Raw genomic sequence first — 20,294 nt, 5'->3', positions numbered from 1 at the left:
CAAAGAAGGGCATAGGCTCTTCTTTTTTTTCGACAAATTACGCAATTGCTGTTTATTTCTTGTAAAAAAAATGATATATTTATTTTCAGATTAATCGGTCTAACATCAGAGGTCTGATGACTACTATACATAAACTGGGGGAAAAGCAGATGACTATCAAGTTAGATAATCGACCATTGTACTTACAAGTGATAGATCAAATCAGACTTGATATCGAAAACGGTGTCTATAAAGAAAAAGAAAAACTACCATCAGAGTTTCTGCTAGCAAAACAATTAGGGGTAAGTAGAGCAACATTAAGAGAGGCGTTACGAATACTTGAAGAAGAGAACGTAATTCTCAGAAGACATGGTGTTGGAACCTTTGTAAATACAAAGCCCCTATTTAATTCGGGCATTGAACAAATAAGTAGTATTACAGATATGATTATTCATGCTGGAATGTCACCTGGTACAATTTTTTTATCAAAAACAATCAAGGGTCCTACAGACGGTGATATAAAGGGCTTTAGTTGTTTGGAAAATGATGAGATTACCGTAATTGAACGTGTACGAACAGCAAATGGAGAACCTGTTGTATATTGTATCGATAAGATTCTATCAAAAAATTTACCAACCAATTATTCGCATGAAGAGTCCATCTTTGATTTGCTAGAGAAAAAGGCGGGACGGAAAATCACATATGCTGTTACGCATATTGAGCCTATTGGCTATCATGACACCATTTCACCCATATTAAATTGCGATCCGGAAACAGCATTGTTGTTATTAAAACAAATGCATTATGATGAAAATGATGAACCGGTTTTATTCTCACAAAATTATTTTAGGGCAGACAAATTTTCTTTCCACGTTGTTAGAAAGCGTGTTTTATAAAGTGAAATAACATGCACACTTTAAGGAGGTGAATAAGTAGTCCGTTACTTACAGATATTTAAAGTAAGGTAATTTTTTTTGATTAAAAAACTTAGGGGGTAATTCCATGTTTAAAAAGAAAGCTGGTTTTGGACTAGCATTTCTCCTTGCAGCTGGAACATTGCTAGGTGCATGTGGAGGCGCAGACGAAGAAGGTACTAGTAAAGGAAATGGAAAAGGTACCGATGTAAAAGTAGGTATGGTTACTGACGCTGGTACAATTGATGATAAATCATTTAACCAAGGTACTTGGGAAGGTATCTTAGCCGCTAAAGAAGCGTATGGCATACAAGAAAAGTATCTTCGACCAGCAGGTGAAATTGAAGCAGAATATTTAAAAGAAATTGGGAATCTTTATGATGCAGGATACAAATTCATTTTTACTCCTGGCTTTAAATTTGAAACTGCAATTTACCAAGCTCAATCTAAATATGAAGATGCAAAATTTGTTATTATAGACGGAAATCCTCATAAGGGTGATTTTGTACCAGATGTGGCTGATAACACTGTAGCTGTATTCTTTGCTGAGCATGAATCTGGTTTCTTAGCGGGTGTAGCTGCTGCTCTTGAATTAAAAGAGGGAGAAGCTGGATTTATCGGTGGTATGGAAATCCCAGCTGTTCAAAAATTCAACTGGGGCTTCCAACAAGGTGTAACCTATGCAAACGAAAATTTAGGAACAAATCTTAGTATTAAAGAACAAAACGTTATTTATCAAGGTACTTTTACAGATTCTGCAGCCGGTGGACAGATTGCAGCATCAATGTATGATCGTGGCGTAAAAGTAATCTTTGCCGCTGCAGGTGGTGTAGGTGTAGGAGCTATCAATGAAGCAAAAACACGTGTAGGTAATGGAGACGAAGTATGGATCGTTGGTGTTGACGTTGACCAATATGCTGACGGTGTATATGATGAAGCAAATAATAAATCAGTTATCTTAACATCTGCAATGAAGAAAATAACTCATGCAACTGAAGAAATTATCAAACAAGAGCTTGATGGTAAATTCCCTGGTGGACAAACGTTAACATATGATGCAACAAACGATGGAGTAGGCCTTCCAGATGAGAATCCTAATTTAAGCGATGAAACTGTTAACAAGGTAAAAGAAGTTTTTGAAAAGATTAAATCAGGTGAAATTAAAGTCTCCGGTGAACAAGGTAATTTAATCAAGTAAGAATTTTGCTGATAAAAGAGACGGTTTCAGCCGTCTCTTTTATATTAATGTAATACGTAGAGGTAACACATTTTTTGGGTGTGAATAGGGGACTCATAATAAAAAGGAATTGAGTCTAGAAAAAGGTGAGTGCTACTATGGAATATGTTGTAGAAATGCTAAATATTAGGAAAGAATTTCCGGGTATTGTAGCGAATGATAATATCACTCTTACTTTAAAAAAAGGTGAGATCCACGCCCTTCTTGGTGAAAATGGGGCAGGGAAGTCGACGCTCATGGGCGTTTTATTTGGTATGTACCAGCCTGAGCAAGGTATTATTAAAGTAAACGGAGAACAAGTACACATTTCCAACCCTAATGTTGCAAATCGATTAGGTATTGGAATGGTGCACCAACATTTCAAGTTAGTTGAAAACTTTACGGTCACTGAAAATATCATTTTAGGTAGTGAACCTATAAAGAGTGGCGTTGTTTTGGATATTCAAAGTGCCGCAAAACGCATTGAAGACCTATCGAATTATTATGGACTTAATGTGGACCCGCATGCAAAGATTGAGGACATATCTGTTGGAATGCAGCAGCGGGTTGAAATCATGAAGATGCTTTTCCGCGAGGCTGATGTGCTTATTTTTGACGAGCCTACAGCTGTCTTAACCCCAACTGAAATTGATGAATTAATGAAGATTATGAAGAATTTAATCAAAGAAGGAAAATCCATCATCATTATTACACATAAATTGAAGGAAATTAAAGCTGTTGCAGATCGTTGTACAGTTATTCGTCGTGGTAAATACATAGGAACAGTGAATGTAGCCGACGCAAGTGAAGCAAGCTTGGCGGAGATGATGGTTGGCCGAAATGTTTCCTTTAATGTAGATAAAGAAGAAAGTAAACCAGGTGAAGTGGTATTAGATATAGATTCTCTTTCCGTTAAAAATAATCGAAAAGTCATGGGATTAAAGAACTTTTCTTTAAATGTACGAAAAGGGGAAATTGTGGGTATTGCAGGTGTTGAAGGAAATGGTCAATCTGAGTTAGTGGAAGCCATCACAGGTCTTCGTAAAGCTGAATCAGGAAAAATTACGTTAAATGGTGAGGATATTACTACTCTTCCAGTGCGTCAGCGTATTCAAAAGGGTATCGCTCACATACCAGAAGATAGACAAAAACGAGGTCTCGTTTTAGATTATACACTTCAATCTAATATGGTATTAGAGGTTTATAATAAGCCACCATTTGCAAAACGTGGACTTTTAAATGTAACTGCAATGAGAGAATATGCGAAGAAAATTTTAGAAAACTTTGATGTGCGTTCAGGAGAAGGGGAAAAATCCATAGCAAGAACCTTATCAGGTGGTAACCAGCAAAAGGCGATTATTGGGAGAGAGCTAGAATTAAATCCCGAGTTGCTAGTAGCCGTTCAACCAACTCGTGGGCTAGATGTTGGATCAATTGAATATATTCACAAACGATTGATTGAACATCGTGATAAAGGAAAAGCTGTACTCCTAATCTCATTAGAACTTGATGAAGTATTGCAGCTTTCTGACCGGATTGCCATTGTCAACAACGGCGAACTTATTGGCGTTGTAAATGCCTCTGAAACGAATGAAAATGAGGTTGGTCTCATGATGGCTGGTGTAGGTAAGGAGAGAAGTGTATGAGGAATACAATCATTTCATTAATTGCAGTACTTTTGGGTTTAATCGCTGGTGGAATTTTAATGCTCTTTATTGGAAGTAATCCTTTCGAAGGGTATCTTTATTTGTTCCAAGGTGGTTTGAAAAACGTTTCAAGATTTGGTGATACTTTAGCAACCGCAACGCCATTAATTTTTACTGGTTTATCAGTTGCTTTTGCTTTCCGAACAGGATTATTTAATATCGGGGCTTCTGGTCAGATGCTAATCGGAGGTTTACTAGCAACAGCTGTTGGTTTAACATTCGAGTGGTCCAGACCAATCCTTTTACTCGTAATGATTTTAGTAGGATTTATTGGTGGAGCACTTTGGGCATTTATTCCAGGTTTACTTAAAGCAAGATTTAATGTCCATGAGGTTGTTTCAACTATCATGATGAACTGGGTAGCCTATTGGACTGTTTATTATGTTGTTCCTGGTTATTTTAAAGGTGAATTTCTTGAGACAGAATCAAGAAAATTACCAGATGAAGCAACCTTAAGAGCACCATTTTTAACCGAAATGTTCCAAGGCTCTTATATTAACCTTGGTTTGTTTTTAGCTATTATCGCTGTTATTATCATTGGTTTTATTATTAATAAAACAACGTTAGGGTTTGAATTAAAAGCAGTAGGTTTTAACCGTCATGCTGCGGAATATGCAGGTATGCGAGTAAATACTAATATCGTATTATCTATGTTAATTTCAGGCGGCTTAGCCGGTTTAGCTGGAGTAGCAATGTACACAGGTAATGCAAGTACGATGCAAATTGGTAACTTACCATCTCAAGGTTTTGATGGGATTGCAGTAGCGTTATTAGGGGCAAATAGTCCAGTTGGGGTATTATTTGCAGCTGTATTTTTCGGTATTCTCTATTCTGGTACAGGATTTATGAACGCGATGACGGAAATCCCACCAGAAATTGCAAATACAATTATTGCGATTATTATCTATTTCGCTGCTACTAGTATTTTAATTGAACGGTTAATGAAAAAGTTCAAAAGACGGCAAACTGATAAGTCAGCTGTAAAAAAGGAGGAAGTGTAAAATGTGGTCTATCATTGAACAAATCTTTCCATATGCAATAGTTTTTACCATTCCCCTCCTAATAACAGCGCTTGGTGGCTTATTCAGTGAACGAAGTGGTGTCGTTAATATTGGTTTGGACGGCTTAATGATCTTCGGAGCATTTGCAGGGGCACTCACAATCAATTTTCTTCAAGGGTCAATGTCAAACCATAATCTAGTCTTATGGATTGGATTACTTGTTGCAGCAATTGTTGGGATACTCTTTTCTCTATTACATGCATTTGCTAGCATCAACTTAAATGCAAACCAAATTATTAGTGGTACGGCAATCAATATGATTGCTGGTGCACTAACCGTGTTCTTAGCAAGAAATATAACTGGTAGTGGAAATATCCGTATTACAAGTGGTTTTTCACCTACAGATATTCCAGTCCTATCTAAGATTCCAGTTATAGGTGATCTGTTTTTTACAAAAACATATCCAACGACTTGGTTTATTTTACTTGTTTTATTAATTAGTGCATTTGTTTTATATAAAACAAAAGCAGGACTTCGCTTACGTTCTTGTGGTGAATTCCCGCAAGCTGCAGAAGCTGCAGGAGTTAATGTAAGACGCATCCGCTACCTAGGGGTTATTCTTTCAGGTGCCTTTGCAGGTTTGGGTGGTGCGATTATCATTGTAACGTATGCAGGCGAGTTCACTGGGAATGTTTCTGGTTTAGGTTTCTTGGCACTTGCTGCCTTAATCTTTGGACAATGGAAACCCCTTGGAATTTTAGGCGCTACTTTGTTCTTTGGTTTTGCAAGTACAGTTGCCAACGTTTCATCGGTAATACCAGAGCTTGCAGTTGTTCCACCAATTCTCTTAAAGATTTTCCCTTATGTGGTAACATTAATTGCATTGGTTATATTTTCCAAGTCTTCACAAGCGCCTAAGGCTGCCGGTGAACCATTTGATTCAGGGAAACGATAAGATTATAATTTTTTACGGAATGGCAGTAATGTCATTCCTTTTTTTAAATGGATAACTGGGAGGGAGATTATGAGTAAAAAAGAGATTTTCTGGGGTAGTCTATGCCTCTTCTTAGTACTGGTAGCCTACATCATACCCTATGTCTTTTTATCGGATGTAACAGCTTGGTATGGTAGTTTTCTGCTTTGGATTGTGTTAGCTCTCTTGATAATTTTGATAAATTACATCATAACAAGAAACTGGAGGTGAGTAATGAATGAGTGCATCTATTGTTTGGTGGGGAATTATTTTATATATTATCCTTTCAGTCTTTATTGCTTATTTATCTAGAAGTGATAAGCAAGTAAATATGGAGGGTTACTTTTTAGGTAACAGAAAAATGAACGGTTTTGTTTCCGCTTTAAGCTATAGTGCTACAACTTATAGCGCATTTATGATGGTCGGGTTAGCTGGATTGACCTATCGTGGTGGTGTTGGCGCACTTGGTTTTGAAATTATATATTTTATGGGCGTTTCGCTAGTTGCTTTTTTTGGACCACGCTTTTGGATAGTTGGTAAGAAATATGGGTATGTGACGCCATCGGAAATGTTAGGAGACCGTTATAACGATAAAAAAGTTGCAGCGATTATCTCGATTTCTAGTTGTATCTTCCTTATTCCGTATAGTGCAGTTCAATTAGCGGGAGTGGGATATTTACTTGAGGGGATTACAAATGGAGGGATTTCGTTTACAACTGGTGCAATATTGGCAACTGTTTTAGCACTGATTTTTACATACATTTCTGGAATTCGTTCTGTAATGTGGACCGATTCCCTTCAAGCTCTCGTAATGATTGTTTCCTCATCACTTGTTGTTATTTTATTAGTTAATGCACTTGGTGGATTTAGCACGTTTTTTAGTGAATTGCACATAAATCATCCCGATTCACTAACGGTTCCAGGCAATGGGTATTTTAGTTTTCCTACCTTTTTGTCATTAACTATCCCTTGGATTTTCTTTAGTCTTTCTAATCCTCAGGTGAGTCAGCGTTTATATATGCCTGCTTCCTTAGGAAGTTTACGAAAAATGTTGTTAGGATTTCTTGTGTTTGGGTTTATTTACACGATTGTTTCAGTAATGTGGGGGTATTCCGCAATATTATTATTCCCTGGCCTTGAAAATCCGGATGTTGCCACACCTAACTTACTTTCTTCTCATCACGTTCCAGTGATTTTAGGAGTTATTGTGATGGTATCCATTATGGCTGCGGCCATCTCTACCATCGATTCGATATTATTAACCCTTTCATCTCTTTTCGCAAGAGATGTGTATGGCATTTCTTCAAATGGTAAGGATGAGCAGAGACAATTAAGAGTCGGTAAATTTATTATCCCAGTCATCGCAGTTCTTGCATATGGGTTTGCCGAACTACAATTAGATTTAATTGCTGTGCTTTCGGTAGCTTCTTCTGCTGGTCTAATCGTTGTCGTTCCAGCTATTATTGGAGCTTTTTTCTGGAAGAGAGGAACTGCAGCAGGGGTAATGTCAAGTGTTACGATAAGCGGATTAGTGGTGATTTTTCTAGAAGCCATGAAGCTTAAACCATTTGGGTATGGGTCTGGTGTGTGGGGATTGCTTCTTTCGATTGTATTATTTGTAGGGGTCAGTCTTGCAACGAAACCACCTGAAAAGAAAGCAAATGAATTTTTATCATATATAAAAAGCGAACTTGCAAAAAATCAATGACTGATAGAGACAAACTAGTTATGAAACTGGTTTGTTTTTCTTTGTCAGGAAAATATAGGGTCAAAACTTGAAATCATTGCTAATCTGAGGTTATAGTGTTTTTAAGATTAAAATTTCGTTTTGGTTGAAAAATAGCCATATAGGGTTTTGCGATGACCAAAAAAGGAGGCTATGTATAAATGATTTTATTGGATGAAACTGTGCATAAAGTAAACGGCATGACACTCCATACGATTAAAACAGATAAATTTAAAACGAATACAATTGTATTAAGAATCAAAGCTCCATTAGAGGAGGAGTTTGTTACACAGAGGGCATTGCTTCCATATGTGCTTCAAAGTGAGACACCTAGCTATCCTTCAACCACAAGTTTGCGTTCCTATTTAGACGAATTATATGGTGCTGCATTGTATGTAGATTTAGCGAAAAAAGGGGAAAACCACATCATCTCTTTTTTCGTGGAAATTGCAAATGAACTATTTTTAAAAGACCAAACACCATTACTTGATAAAGCAATTTCATTGTTGCAAGAAATTGTATTATCTCCTGTCACCGAAAATGGAGCTTTTAAAAAGTCAATCATTGATAAAGAAAAACGTAGCCTTAGACAGCGAATTCAAGCCGTTTATGATGATAAGATGAGGTATTCAAATTTACGATTAGTCGAAGAAATGTGTCAGGATGAACCATATCACCTTCATGTGAATGGAAGAATAGAAGATCTTGACAGCATTTCAGCTGAGTCCCTCTATAATTATTATCAAAAAATATTGGCTGAAGATGAGATTGATTTGTATATTATTGGTAATGTCGAGCCTGAAAAGGTAAAAGAAGTTGTTTCTTCTGCTTTTGTATTTTCTGAGCGAAGCAAACGAACACAATCAGAAACGAAAACAAAACAGGTTGTAAAGGTAAATGAAGTCATCGAAAAACAGGATGTGAAACAAGGTAAACTAAATATTGGGTACCGAACAAATATCACATTTGGAGATTCTGATTATGATGCCCTTCAAGTGTTTAATGGAATTTTTGGCGGTTTTTCACATTCTAAGTTGTTTATTAATGTAAGGGAAAAAGAAAGCTTAGCTTATTATGCTGCATCAAGGGTGGAAAGCCATAAAGGTCTTCTGATGGTAATGTCTGGGATTGATATTAATAATTATGAGCGGGCTGTGACAATTATTAAGGAACAAATGAAGGCAATGGTCGATGGTGATTTTACAGATGAAATCATGGATCAAACAAAGGCTGTCATACGAAACCAGTTGCTTGAAACGCTTGATACTTCAAGAGGGATGGCTGAGGTTTTATATCACAACGTTATCTCAAATAAATCCAAAAAGCTTGAAGAGTGGATAGCAGGCATTGAAGCAGTTACGAAGGAGGAGGTAGTGAATGTTGCGAAGAAAATTGAACTTGATACCATTTACTTCCTTACTGGATTGGAGGGAGGTAAGTAATGGATAAAATCACATTTGAACAACTTCAAGAGGTTCTTTATCATGAGAAACTTGAAAACGGCCTAAATGTTTATATCCTCCCGAAAAAAGGGTTTAATAAAACGTATGCAACTTTTACAACCAATTATGGGTCAGTAGATAATCAATTCGTACCACTAGAGAAAAACGATTTGGTTAAAGTACCTGATGGGATTGCTCACTTTTTAGAGCATAAGCTTTTTGAAAAAGAGGACGGAGATGTGTTTCAAGATTTTAGTAAACAAGGTGCTTCAGCAAACGCATTTACTTCTTTTACACGAACTGCTTATCTATTTTCAAGTACATCTAATGTTGAATTAAATCTTGAGACATTGATTGACTTTGTCCAAAGCCCCTATTTTTCTGAAAAGACGGTTGAAAAAGAAAAAGGGATTATTGGTCAAGAAATCACGATGTACGATGATAATCCGGACTGGAGATTGTATTTTGGTGTGATTGAAAATATGTACAAAAATCATCCTGTCCGTATTGATATCGCGGGAACGATTGATTCTATTGCTAAAATAACGAAGGATATGCTGTACGAGTGCTATGAAACCTTCTATCATCCGAGCAATATGGTGCTGTTTGTGGTCGGCCCAATTGATCCGGAAAAAATAATGGAACAAATCCACACGAATCAAGCAAAAAAAGATTATAAGAATCAGCCTGAAATCAAACGCCATTTTGAAAATGAACCGGTCCAAGTGAATGAAAAGAAGAAAGTTCTTGAAATGAATGTGCAGTCTTCAAAATGTATGGTTGGTGTAAAAGCTCTAAAATCCTTCCCGAAAAGGTAATGAATTACTTAAAAAAGAATTATCGATTACGATTATTCTAGATTGGTTATTCGGAAAGAGCTCAAAGCATTATCAAACATTGTATGATGAAGGCTTAATAGATGATACTTTTACGTACGATTATACTGAGGAACAAGGGTTCGGATTTGCCGTAGTTGGCGGTGATACATCAAACCCAGATGAATTGTCAGCCAAAATTAGAAAAATCATGCTGTCCAGTAAAAATCAAGGGATTACGTCAGAAGAATTGGAGCGGGTAAAAAAGAAAAAATTGGCGCTTTCCTTCGCTCCCTTAACTCACCTGATTATATTGCAAATCAGTTTACACGATATGCTTTTAATGATATGAATTTATTTGATGTTGTTCCGATAATGGAAAGTTTAACAGTGGATGATATTACGAACACTGTGAATGAATTTTTTGATGAGATTAGAATGACGGAGTGCCAGGTAATACCTAAAAAATAGTAAATGCCAAAGCATCCTTTTTAAAGGATGCTTTTTTAAGGGGAAATGAATTATGAAAAAGTATGCGTTAATAACAGGCGCTAGCGGAGGGATTGGAGGTGCCATTGCTAAAGAAGTTGCCAATCTTGGCTATTCGTTATACCTTCACTATCATAAAAACGAAACGGCTGTAAAAAGGATAGCCGAAAATTTGTTGCGTGAGGGTGTTGAGATCCACCTACTAAACGCCGATTTAAGTCAACCATCTGGCGTAGAGCAGGTAGTTAATCAAATCCAACACCCAATTGATACAATTGTCCATAATTCAGGAAAAAGCGTATTTGGTTTGATGACTGACTTTGATCAAAAGACGGTTGATCAAATGGTACAGCTTCACATAAGTACACCCTATCTGTTAACAAAAGCCTTGCTCCCAAATATGATTACGAAAAAGAGTGGGAATATTATCGTGATTTCATCAATTTGGGGAATCACAGGCGCCTCTTGTGAGGTGTTATATTCCATGGTAAAGGGAGGACAAATTTCATTTGTAAAAGCACTAGCGAAGGAAGTTGGTCTAAGCGGGATTCGGGTTAATGCAGTAGCTCCAGGAGCGATAAATACAAATATGCTACAGGAATTTTCAGTGGATGACCTGCAAGGGATAAGTGAAGAAATCCCAATAGGACGAATCGGCGAACCAGGTGAAGTAGCAAATGCGGTTGCTTTCTTATTGTCCGATAAAGCATCTTACATTACTGGACAAGTGCTCTCCGTTAATGGTGGTTGGTATTGTTAATTCTTTTGAATATGTTACGAATAATTTATTTCACAATCGACAAACTAACTATGTACTAACCTAATAAGGAGGGTCACTTATGTCAGTACTAGATAATTTTGAAGAATGGAAAGATTTTTTAGGTGATCGCTTGCAGCATGCTAAATCTGAGGGAATGGATCAAAATGTAATCAATGATATGGCTCATCAATTAGGTGATTACCTAGCAAGTGAAGTTGAACCAAAAAATGCTCAAGAAAAAGTATTACGGGACCTTTGGAAGGTTGCTTCAGAAGAAGAGCAACAAGCAATTGCTAATGTAATGGTAAAGCTTGTCCAATAGGTTAGGAAGTGTTTCGAAGCAAGAGAGGATTTTCCTCTCTTTTTTATTTAAGCAAATTTCCTCATTTTTTATCCAGCCCTCTATAAAATATGAATTGATTAGTTTATAATAAAAGCGATGCATTATTTCATAATTGGAAATTATAACCACTACTAGTAAGAGGGGCTGGAACTTTTGGAGAAAAAAGAGTGGTATTTAGAATATGAAATTGCAAAAAATCGCCCAGGTCTCCTAGGTGATATTTCTTCCTTACTAGGAATGCTTTCGATAAATATTGTCACAATAAATGGTGTAGACGATCGTAGAAGGGGAATGCTTTTATTAAGTGATAATAATGAACAAATTGAGAGACTTGAATCAATTTTACATACAATGGATACGATTAACGTTACAAAATTAAGGCAACCGAAGCTTCGTGATAAGCTTGCCGTTAGACATGGGCGCTATATTCAAAGAGATGCAGATGATAAAAAAACATTTCGCTTTACCCGTGACGAATTAGGTCTGCTTGTTGATTTCATGGCAGAGCTCTTTAAGCAGGAGGGCCATAAGCTTATTGGGATTCGAGGCATGCCAAGGGTTGGAAAAACCGAATCAGTTGTGGCTGCAAGTGTTTGTGCCCATAAAAAGTGGTTGTTTGTTTCATCGACATTATTAAAACAAACCATGCGAAATGAGCTTATTCAGGATGAGTACAACGTCGATAATCTTTTTATTATTGATGGAATTGTTTCAACTAGGCGCGCAACCGAAAGGCATTTACAACTTGTAAGAGAAATTATGCGACTACCTGCTGTTAAATTAGTAGAGCATCCTGACATGTTTGTACGTCATACGGAGTATACATTGAAGGATTTTGATTACATCATTGAACTTCGTAATGACCCTGAAGAAGAAATCACGTATGACATCGAGTATCAACAATTTTCTGGATCTGATTTTTCAGGTTTTGATTTTTAATTTTTTACGTTAAATCAGAAGTAAAACCTTTACTGAAATAGATAAAAATGCTAGTATAATCAACGCGAGGACGCCAATAGTATCCCGGAATTGGTAGGTGAAAAAAATGAGTGAGTTAGGATCTCGACTTAAAGAAGCGAGAGAACAAAAAGATTTAAGTTTGGACGATTTACAGCAAATGACCAAAATTCAAAAACGGTATTTGGTTGGGATTGAAGAAGGAAATTATAATGTGATGCCAGGTAAATTCTATGTCCGTGCTTTTATTAAGCAATACGCAGAGGCTGTAGGGCTTAATCCTGAAGAATTATTTGAGCAGTATAAGTCAGAAATTCCTGGTACATATAATGATGAAATTCCTGAACAAATTTCGAGAGTGCAATCAAGAAGACAAATTTCTTCGACAAGTTCGAAAATTATAGATAAAGTTCCAATGATTATATTGGCCCTTTTTATTCTTGGTGGTGCGATGACAATTTACTGGTTTGTATCCAAAAAAGATGTTGCGGAGGAACCAAGCACACAACTTGAAAGTCAAGAAACAGAATATGATGAATCAAATGAACCACCTCCTGATCAGGCTGAAAAGAAAGAAGAACCAACAGAAGAGGAACAGGTAGCAGGTGAAACAGATACTGACTCCGCTGAAGAAGAGGAACCTGAAGAAGAGGCTACCACTCAGGAACTAGTTGAGGTTGGTAAAGGAACAAGTACAGCTACTTATGAATTGAAAAATACAGATTCATTTAAGGTTAAACTTACTGCAAAAACAGGTGGAAAAGCGTGGGTTGCGGTTAGAAATAGACAAGGAGAAAAATTTGTCTATAAAGAAATCGCAGATGGTCAAACAGAAGAAGTTGATCTGACTGGACAAACAGAAATCAATTTTAATATTGGAAGGTCTTCTGATTTAGCAATTGAAATAAATGGCGAACCATTCCAATATCCATTTAACACCGGAGAAGTTGTTCAACAGATAATAACCATAAAATTCACTCCGGGAACGCAAGGATAACAAAAAAGTCATCGTTATGATGGCTTTTTGTTTCGTACAAGTGGTATTATCACTAATATAAGTATTTAACTTTATTCATTAGGAGTTACGTCTATAAATGGGAATAAACGTAATAATGGAAAAAAACCAGTAAGGGTTTCTTCCACCGCTTGAATAATGTTAAGCCTCCGGCGGATGCACGATTTTTAAAGAGGGAATGTTTCGATTAGTAAGTTCAAAGACTAAGAACACCACATTCTGCGGCAACATCTTTATGCCCCACTTCCTGTGGAACTGAAAATCGGGTGCAAAATGCCGAGGCCCATTTGATTATATTTTGGAGGTATTATTGTGAATTTACCAAATAAGATTACGGTGGCAAGAATTTGTTTAATTCCACTTTTTTTAATTGTCGTGTTTGTTCCATTTGGTTGGGGTAATGTAGAAATTGGCTCAATTAATCTTCCAGTTGCTCATCTAGTTGGTGCAATTATTTTTATTGTTGCTTCTAGTACAGACTGGATTGATGGTCATTTGGCACGAAAGCATAATTTAGTAACGAATCTTGGAAAGTTTTTAGACCCTCTTGCAGATAAGCTTTTAGTATCAGCAGCCCTGGTCAGTTTAGTTGAATTCGGCCTAGCACCTGCTTGGATGGTTATTATTATTATCAGTAGAGAATTTGCAGTTACAGGCTTACGTCTTTTATTAGCTGAAGGTGGAGAGGTTTCTGCTGCAAAAATGCTTGGAAAAATCAAAATGTGGGCCCAAGTAGTTGCCGTTTCCGCATTACTATTACATAATTGGCCGTTTGAATTTCTTTCAATCCCATTCGATATGATTGCCCTTTGGGTTGCAGTTATTTTTACAATTATTTCAGGTTGGGATTACTTTGCGAAAAACAAACATATCTTTGCAAACTCAAAATAGGATGGTGACGATCTTCAATGAATGCTGAAATAATTGCTGTAGGCTCTGAGCTCCTTTTGGGGCAAATCGCAAATACAAATGCACAGTTTATTTCCAAACAGCTTGCTGAGCTTGGAATCAATGTTTATTACCATACAGTTGTTGGTGACAATCCTGACCGTTTAATGGATGCGATAAAAGTTTCGCAAACTCGTTCTGATTTAATCATTTTTACAGGTGGATTGGGGCCAACAAAGGATGATTTAACAAAAGAGACAATCGCAAGGGTATTAGGAAAAAAACTTGTTTTTGATGAAGAAGCCTTACGTAGTATTGAAGATTTCTTTAAGAAAACGAACCGTCATATGACAGAAAATAATAAGAAGCAGGCACTCGTGCTTGAGGGTTCAGAGATTTTGCCAAATGATCACGGGATGGCGCCTGGGATGGGACTCGAAGTTGATAAAATTACATATATGCTTTTCCCAGGTCCACCAAAAGAACTTAATCCAATGTTCCTTTCATACGGTGCCCCATTCCTATTAAAATCACTTGGTGTCGTTGAACGAATTGAATCGAGAGTGTTGCGTTTCTTTGGTATTGGGGAATCACAGCTTGAAACAGAGATTGAAGATATAATAGACAATCAAACAAATCCAACAATTGCCCCATTAGCAGGTGATGGTGAAGTTACACTTCGATTAACAGCAAAGCATAGCTCACTAGATGTCGCAAATAAGCTACTAGATGAGACAGAGACTCAAATATTAAAAAGAGTTGGCAAGTTCCTATATGGGTATAACTCTACTTCTCTAGTAAATGAACTCATGAATAAGCTCAAATCCTCAAAGCTTACCATTGCAAGTGCAGAAAGTTTAACAGGTGGTTTGTTCGCTGAAGAACTAACTAACCTAGCGGGATCTTCTGCTGTTGTGAAAGGCGGAGTGGTTTGTTATACAAATGAAGTGAAACAACATGTGCTACATGTTAAGAAAGAAACGTTAGATACTGATGGAGCTGTGAGTAGCTCAACAGCTGAACAGCTTGCGGTAAATGTAAGAAAGCTTTTGCATTCTGATATAGGAATTAGTTTTACTGGCGTAGCAGGGCCAAGTGAATCCGAAGGAAAACCAGTAGGCACTGTGTATATCGGGATATCTTATTTAAATCATCCGACTAAGGTATACCCGTTGAAGTTAGCGGGTTCCCGTCAAGGAATACGAATACGAACCGTAAAATATGGTTTTTATTATTTACTACAGTTATTAAGTGAGCAGGGAAACTGATTCATTTGTTTTCAAAAGGCGATCATTATGGATCGTCTTTTTTATGGAATTAGAGGGAAATACAGTTAGTTGAAAAATAAAACTGTTTCAACTATTTTCAAAGACTAAAATTCAATTTTGCTTGGTCTATGTTATTTTGAAAATATGATTTTCAACTATTAAAAATTGGATTTTAGGGAAAAAACTATTAACAAAAATAACCGAATAAATGTTCGTTTTTTTGCTTGGCAAATCGAACAAAACATTGTATAGTATTAATAGTTGCACGAATAAAGGAGGAAAAATAGTGAGTGATCGTCAAGCGGCCTTAGAAATGGCACTGAAGCAAATAGAGAAACAATTTGGTAAGGGCTCAATCATGAAGCTTGGAGAACAAACAGATCGTAGAATTTCCACTATATCTAGTGGTTCACTAGCGGTAGACATAGCATTGGGTGTTGGAGGATATCCAAGAGGACGGATAATTGAAATATATGGACCAGAAAGCTCTGGTAAAACCACTGTAGCCCTTCATGCGATTGCTGAAGTACAAAAAACTGGTGGACAAGCAGCGTTTATTGACGCGGAACATGCACTTGATCCAGCATATGCACAAAAATTAGGTGTAAACATTGATGAACTATTATTATCTCAGCCTGACACTGGTGAACAAGCATTAGAAATAGCTGAAGCATTAGTTCGTAGTGGTGCCGTCGATATTTTAGTAGTTGACTCTGTTGCAGCACTTGTTCCAAAAGCAGAAATTGAAGGTGAGATGGGAGATTCCCATATGGGTCTACAAGCCCGATTAATGTCACAAGCATTACGTAAGCTTTCAGGTGCAATCAATAAATCAAATACAATTGCAATCTTCATAAACCAAGTCCGTGAAAAAATTGGGGTAATGTTCGGAAACCCAGAAACCACTCCGGGCGGACGTGCGCTTAAATTCTATTCTTCTGTAAGACTAGAGGTTCGTCGTGCGGAACAATTAAAACAAGGCAATGAACTTGTTGGTAATAGAACAAAAGTGAAGGTTGTTAAGAATAAAGTAGCACCACCATTTAAAACAGCTGAAGTAGACATTATGTACGGAGAAGGAATTTCGATTGAAGGTGAACTAATCGATATTGGTTCTGAACTTGATATCGTTCAAAAGAGCGGATCTTGGTATTCTTATAAGGAAGAACGTGTTGGTCAAGGTCGTGAAAATGCAAAACAATTTTTAAAAGAAAACCCTGATGTCAAAAATGAAATCCTTCAACAAATCAGAAATCACTATGGATTAGACGGTGTGGTAGTTGCTCCGGCTGATGAAGAACAAGAAGAATTTGATTTACAAGACTAATGTAGATGGAGACACAGCAATTGTGTCTCTTCTTCAATTACTCCACAAAATTTACTCTTTTTAACAAGAAAGAAGACCTCAAATTCCCAATATAGATAATTCAACTATATAAAATTTCCATTTTCATGTAATACTATTTTTGACAGGCCTTGACAATAAAATTTCACACATTTACAATTAAAATGTATATTTTACATTTTGTTAGAGTTAAAACGTTAGAAGCAAAACTCGGTTTGAGCATTTGCTATTCAGACCCGGAGTAGTTTCGCTGCTTTCGGATCGTAACCTAAGAATCTGATTAGCTTAAAAAGCCTTTGTGCTGTATGTTGCTATTACAATGTACATGCCGACATTTTGATCTAGCAAGAAAAAGTTCATAGCAAGAGGAGGTGAAGAAGATGGATCCCATTTCTATAATCATCTCCGCTTTGTCTGGCCTAATCGTCGGTGCGATTGTTGGCTTTTATGTTCGTAAGTCTATTGCCGAAACTAAAATTGCTGGTGCAAAAAGTGTTGCCGAACAAATTGTTGAAGATGCGAATAGAGAAGCAGATTCAATTAAGAAGGAAGCACTGTTAGAGGCAAAAGATGAAATTCACAAACTTCGTGCAGAGGCAGAAAAAGAAATCCGTGATCGAAGAAACGAACTACAAAAACAAGAAAATCGTTTAATGCAGAAAGAAGAGAATCTTGATCGTAAGGATGAAACATTAGATAAACGTGAATCCATGTTAGAAAAGAAAGAGGATTCTCTCGCTCAAAGACAACAGCATATTGAAGAGATGGAAAGCAAAGTGGAAGAGATGGTAAACAAGCAACAAGCTGAACTTGAGCGTATTGCTAGCTTAACACGTGAAGAAGCAAAGCAAATCATCCTGGAACGTATTGAAAATGAACTTTCCCATGATATAGCGATGATGGTGAAAGAAGCAGAAAATCGTGCAAAGGAAGAATCTGATAAGAAAGCAAAGGAAGTACTTTCGCTTGCTATTCAAAGATGTGCCGCTGATCATGTCGCGGAAACTACAGTTTCTGTAGTTAACTTGCCTAATGATGAGATGAAAGGCCGTATTATTGGTAGAGAAGGACGAAACATCCGGACACTTGAAACATTAACGGGTATTGACCTTATTATTGATGATACACCTGAGGCAGTTATTTTATCTGGCTTTGATCCAATTCGCCGTGAAACAGCGAGAATCGCACTAGAAAAACTTGTTCAAGACGGACGTATTCACCCGGCACGTATTGAAGAGATGGTTGATAAATCAAGACGTGAAGTTGATGAATATATTCGTGAAGTGGGTGAACAAACAACCTTTGAGGTTGGTGTTCATGGACTCCATCCAGATTTAATTAAGATTTTAGGCCGCTTAAAGTATCGTACAAGCTATGGCCAAAACGTCTTAAAACACTCAATGGAAGTATCATTCTTAGCAGGCTTAATGGCTGCTGAGTTAGGTGAAGATGAAACACTTGCTCGTCGAGCTGGATTATTACATGATATCGGTAAAGCTATTGACCATGAAGTGGAAGGTAGCCACGTTGAAATCGGTGTAGAATTAGCTACGAAGTATAAAGAGCATCCAATTGTAGCCAATAGTATTGCTTCCCACCATGGTGATACAGAACCAACATCAATCATTGCTGTATTAGTTGCAGCCGCTGATGCATTATCAGCTGCAAGACCTGGTGCCCGAAGTGAAACACTTGAAAACTATATCCGTCGCCTTGAAAAGCTTGAGGAAATTTCCGAATCCTATGAAGGTGTGGAAAAATCCTTTGCTATTCAAGCAGGACGTGAAGTAAGAATTATTGTAAAACCTGATGCAATCGATGATTTAAATGCACATCGATTAGCCCGTGACATTCGTAAACGAATCGAAGAAGAATTAGATTATCCGGGTCATATCAAAGTAACTGTAATTCGTGAAACAAGAGCGGTTGAATATGCAAAATAAAGTGGTCCTTTGGCCACTTTATTTTTTTGCTCGAAAAATGTTTGAAAAGTTCCATCTATCGAACTTTCTTTTAAAATTGCCTTTGAGATTGAGTTTTTTCAGTTTTTGTGCTTCACTTGTTATGAAAGGGGATTTTACATGAAGATTTTATTTATTGGTGATGTTGTTGGCTCACCAGGAAGAGATATGATCCGAGAATATCTTCCGAAATTAAAGGCAAAATTCAATCCAACACTGACAATAGTGAATGGAGAAAATGCAGCATCTGGTAGGGGAATAACAAAAAAAATATATAACCAATTTCTCGAAAATGGTGCACAAGCAATCACGCTTGGAAATCATACGTGGGACAATAAAGACATTTTTGAGTTTATTGATTCTGCTAAAAACATGATACGACCAGCAAACTTCCCTGAAGGAACTCCTGGTCAAGGGATTATGTTTAGTAAAATGAGCGGACATGAGGTTGCAATCATAAATTTGCAAGGGAGGACATTCCTTCCTGCCATTGATGATCCATTTAAAAAGGCTGATGAATTAATTGAACAAGCGAAAAAACGTACTTCCATTATTTTTGTAGACTTTCATGCGGAAGCTACGAGTGAAAAAATTGCAATGGGCTGGTACCTAGATGGACGGGCTACAGCGGTAGTTGGTACACACACTCATGTACAAACAGCAGATAACCGTGTTTTACCGCAAGGGACTGCATTTATCACAGATGTTGGAATGACAGGACCGTACGATGGCATTTTAGGTATGGATAAAGATGCCGTCATTCATAAATTTAAAACAGCATTACCTGTGCGTTTTGAAGTCGTTCAGGGAAGAACTCAATTAAATGGAGTCCTAATTGATATAGATCCAAAGAATGGAAGAGCAAAAGGGATACAACGAATCCTTATAAACGACGATCATCCATTCTTTGACTAACCGAGATATTCTTTACATATCTTGGTTTTTTTATATTTTAATTAAGTTTTTGAATTTTTAGAAAAAACTTTTAAACAAGCAGGAATACAAGTAGTTTCTAGTGAATATAGTAGTTATGGGATCATTATTCGTTGTTCATCAGGACTCGGTAATCCCTGGTTGAATAAAGATAGCCAATGGTAAGTTCTGCGAAAAAAATTTAAAAATAGAAAGATTAAATGATAGATCGCAAAAATTACCAACAGCTATTAGTTAGTATGGTTCTATCGATCACTCAGGGAAACATTGTAAAGAACAAGGAGGAAAGTAGAAATGGAAATATTAAAAGTTTCAGCAAAATCTAATCCTAACTCTGTAGCTGGAGCGCTTGCGGGTGTATTGCGTGAAAGAGGAGCTGCGGAAATCCAGGCGATTGGTGCAGGTGCATTGAATCAAGCAGTGAAAGCAGTAGCGATAGCTAGAGGATTTGTAGCACCGAGTGGAGTGGACCTAATTTGTATTCCGGCATTTACAGATATTCTAATCGATGGTGAAGAAAGAACTGCTATAAAATTAATCGTTGAACCTCGATAAAAGTATGT

The 20,294-nt window shown here is 37.0% G+C and carries 17 protein-coding genes and 1 pseudogene; all 18 read left to right on the top strand.

From position 1 onward, the window contains the following. The first annotated feature begins 149 nt into the window (after positions 1 to 149). The 18 genes and pseudogenes from BTHG_RS03385 to spoVS all read left to right on the top strand — a co-directional run bounded on the left by BTHG_RS03385 (position 150) and on the right by spoVS (position 20,286). The gene (locus tag BTHG_RS03385) at positions 150 to 875 is read left to right on the top strand and encodes a GntR family transcriptional regulator (protein ID WP_010282304.1); all 726 of its coding nucleotides are present in this window, start codon (positions 150 to 152) and stop codon (positions 873 to 875) included. 106 nt (positions 876 to 981) lie between these two features. Further along, the gene (locus tag BTHG_RS03380; protein ID WP_010282301.1) at positions 982 to 2,091 is read left to right on the top strand and encodes a BMP family lipoprotein; all 1,110 of its coding nucleotides are present in this window, start codon (positions 982 to 984) and stop codon (positions 2,089 to 2,091) included. Between the two features lie 137 nt (positions 2,092 to 2,228). Continuing rightward, positions 2,229 to 3,755: an ABC transporter ATP-binding protein gene (locus tag BTHG_RS03375; RefSeq protein ID WP_010282299.1), complete on the top strand. Its 1,527-nt coding sequence runs from the start codon at positions 2,229 to 2,231 to the stop codon at positions 3,753 to 3,755. Next, complete coding sequence (locus tag BTHG_RS03370) at positions 3,752 to 4,816, top strand: ABC transporter permease (RefSeq protein ID WP_010282298.1); 1,065 nt, start codon at positions 3,752 to 3,754, stop codon at positions 4,814 to 4,816. The genes BTHG_RS03375 and BTHG_RS03370 overlap by 4 nt, the downstream gene beginning before the upstream one ends. Before the next feature lies 1 nt (position 4,817). Next, the gene (locus BTHG_RS03365; RefSeq protein ID WP_010282297.1) at positions 4,818 to 5,771 is read left to right on the top strand and encodes an ABC transporter permease; all 954 of its coding nucleotides are present in this window, start codon (positions 4,818 to 4,820) and stop codon (positions 5,769 to 5,771) included. Between the two features lie 256 nt (positions 5,772 to 6,027). After that, entirely contained in the window at positions 6,028 to 7,497 is a 1,470-nt protein-coding gene (locus BTHG_RS03355) for a sodium:solute symporter family protein (RefSeq protein ID WP_010282292.1), read from the top strand. 179 nt (positions 7,498 to 7,676) lie between these two features. Further along, complete coding sequence (gene yfmF / locus BTHG_RS03350; RefSeq protein WP_010282291.1) at positions 7,677 to 8,957, top strand: EF-P 5-aminopentanol modification-associated protein YfmF; 1,281 nt, start codon at positions 7,677 to 7,679, stop codon at positions 8,955 to 8,957. Beyond that, positions 8,957 to 10,243: pseudogene (gene yfmH, locus BTHG_RS24175) on the top strand (EF-P 5-aminopentanol modification-associated protein YfmH). Before yfmF ends, yfmH begins: the two are co-directional and overlap by 1 nt. A gap of 52 nt (positions 10,244 to 10,295) precedes the next feature. Then, positions 10,296 to 11,021 carry an elongation factor P 5-aminopentanone reductase gene (gene ymfI, locus BTHG_RS03340; protein WP_010282288.1) on the top strand — a complete coding sequence of 242 codons (726 nt, stop codon included), beginning with the start codon at positions 10,296 to 10,298 and terminating at the stop codon, positions 11,019 to 11,021. Positions 11,022 to 11,100: 79 nt separating this feature from the next. Continuing rightward, entirely contained in the window at positions 11,101 to 11,343 is a 243-nt protein-coding gene (locus tag BTHG_RS03335) for a DUF3243 domain-containing protein (protein ID WP_010282286.1), read from the top strand. Between the two features lie 174 nt (positions 11,344 to 11,517). Continuing rightward, a complete protein-coding gene (locus BTHG_RS03330; protein WP_010282285.1) occupies positions 11,518 to 12,303 on the top strand; it encodes a YmfK family protein in 786 nt (261 codons plus the stop codon). 106 nt (positions 12,304 to 12,409) lie between these two features. Next, the gene (locus BTHG_RS03325; RefSeq protein ID WP_010282282.1) at positions 12,410 to 13,318 is read left to right on the top strand and encodes a helix-turn-helix domain-containing protein; all 909 of its coding nucleotides are present in this window, start codon (positions 12,410 to 12,412) and stop codon (positions 13,316 to 13,318) included. Between the two features lie 330 nt (positions 13,319 to 13,648). Continuing rightward, a complete protein-coding gene (gene pgsA / locus BTHG_RS03320) occupies positions 13,649 to 14,227 on the top strand; it encodes a CDP-diacylglycerol--glycerol-3-phosphate 3-phosphatidyltransferase (protein WP_010282279.1) in 579 nt (192 codons plus the stop codon). A gap of 17 nt (positions 14,228 to 14,244) precedes the next feature. After that, on the top strand, positions 14,245 to 15,492 hold the full coding sequence (locus BTHG_RS03315; RefSeq protein ID WP_010282277.1) for a competence/damage-inducible protein A: 1,248 nt from the start codon (positions 14,245 to 14,247) through the stop codon (positions 15,490 to 15,492). A gap of 286 nt (positions 15,493 to 15,778) precedes the next feature. Continuing rightward, the gene (recA, locus tag BTHG_RS03310; protein ID WP_010282275.1) at positions 15,779 to 16,819 is read left to right on the top strand and encodes a recombinase RecA; all 1,041 of its coding nucleotides are present in this window, start codon (positions 15,779 to 15,781) and stop codon (positions 16,817 to 16,819) included. Between the two features lie 398 nt (positions 16,820 to 17,217). Further along, positions 17,218 to 18,780 carry a ribonuclease Y gene (rny, locus tag BTHG_RS03305; RefSeq protein ID WP_010282273.1) on the top strand — a complete coding sequence of 521 codons (1,563 nt, stop codon included), beginning with the start codon at positions 17,218 to 17,220 and terminating at the stop codon, positions 18,778 to 18,780. 138 nt (positions 18,781 to 18,918) lie between these two features. Beyond that, positions 18,919 to 19,713: a TIGR00282 family metallophosphoesterase gene (locus tag BTHG_RS03295; RefSeq protein ID WP_010282271.1), complete on the top strand. Its 795-nt coding sequence runs from the start codon at positions 18,919 to 18,921 to the stop codon at positions 19,711 to 19,713. A gap of 312 nt (positions 19,714 to 20,025) precedes the next feature. After that, on the top strand, positions 20,026 to 20,286 hold the full coding sequence (gene spoVS / locus BTHG_RS03290) for a stage V sporulation protein SpoVS (protein ID WP_003211281.1): 261 nt from the start codon (positions 20,026 to 20,028) through the stop codon (positions 20,284 to 20,286). The last annotated feature ends 8 nt before the right edge of the window (positions 20,287 to 20,294 follow it).

This window comes from Bacillus timonensis, assembly GCF_000285535.1.
GTDB lineage: Bacteria > Bacillota > Bacilli > Bacillales > Bacillaceae_L > Ferdinandcohnia > Ferdinandcohnia timonensis.
This window is presented reverse-complemented; position numbering and strand designations above follow the sequence as displayed.

What these genes read in the sequence shown, in the direction of transcription:
- BTHG_RS03315 (WP_010282277.1), top strand. Translation starts at nt 14,245, where the DNA reads ATGAATGCTGAAATAATTGCTGTAGGCTCTGAGCTCCTTTTGGGGCAA.
- BTHG_RS03380 (WP_010282301.1), top strand. Translation starts at nt 982, where the DNA reads ATGTTTAAAAAGAAAGCTGGTTTTGGACTAGCATTTCTCCTTGCAGCT.
- BTHG_RS03385 (WP_010282304.1), top strand. Translation starts at nt 150, where the DNA reads ATGACTATCAAGTTAGATAATCGACCATTGTACTTACAAGTGATAGAT.
- BTHG_RS03335 (WP_010282286.1), top strand. Translation starts at nt 11,101, where the DNA reads ATGTCAGTACTAGATAATTTTGAAGAATGGAAAGATTTTTTAGGTGAT.
- BTHG_RS03375 (WP_010282299.1), top strand. Translation starts at nt 2,229, where the DNA reads ATGGAATATGTTGTAGAAATGCTAAATATTAGGAAAGAATTTCCGGGT.
- BTHG_RS03295 (WP_010282271.1), top strand. Translation starts at nt 18,919, where the DNA reads ATGAAGATTTTATTTATTGGTGATGTTGTTGGCTCACCAGGAAGAGAT.
- rny (WP_010282273.1), top strand. Translation starts at nt 17,218, where the DNA reads ATGGATCCCATTTCTATAATCATCTCCGCTTTGTCTGGCCTAATCGTC.
- ymfI (WP_010282288.1), top strand. Translation starts at nt 10,296, where the DNA reads ATGAAAAAGTATGCGTTAATAACAGGCGCTAGCGGAGGGATTGGAGGT.
- BTHG_RS03355 (WP_010282292.1), top strand. Translation starts at nt 6,028, where the DNA reads ATGAGTGCATCTATTGTTTGGTGGGGAATTATTTTATATATTATCCTT.
- BTHG_RS03370 (WP_010282298.1), top strand. Translation starts at nt 3,752, where the DNA reads ATGAGGAATACAATCATTTCATTAATTGCAGTACTTTTGGGTTTAATC.
- yfmF (WP_010282291.1), top strand. Translation starts at nt 7,677, where the DNA reads ATGATTTTATTGGATGAAACTGTGCATAAAGTAAACGGCATGACACTC.
- BTHG_RS03325 (WP_010282282.1), top strand. Translation starts at nt 12,410, where the DNA reads ATGAGTGAGTTAGGATCTCGACTTAAAGAAGCGAGAGAACAAAAAGAT.
- spoVS (WP_003211281.1), top strand. Translation starts at nt 20,026, where the DNA reads ATGGAAATATTAAAAGTTTCAGCAAAATCTAATCCTAACTCTGTAGCT.
- BTHG_RS03365 (WP_010282297.1), top strand. Translation starts at nt 4,818, where the DNA reads ATGTGGTCTATCATTGAACAAATCTTTCCATATGCAATAGTTTTTACC.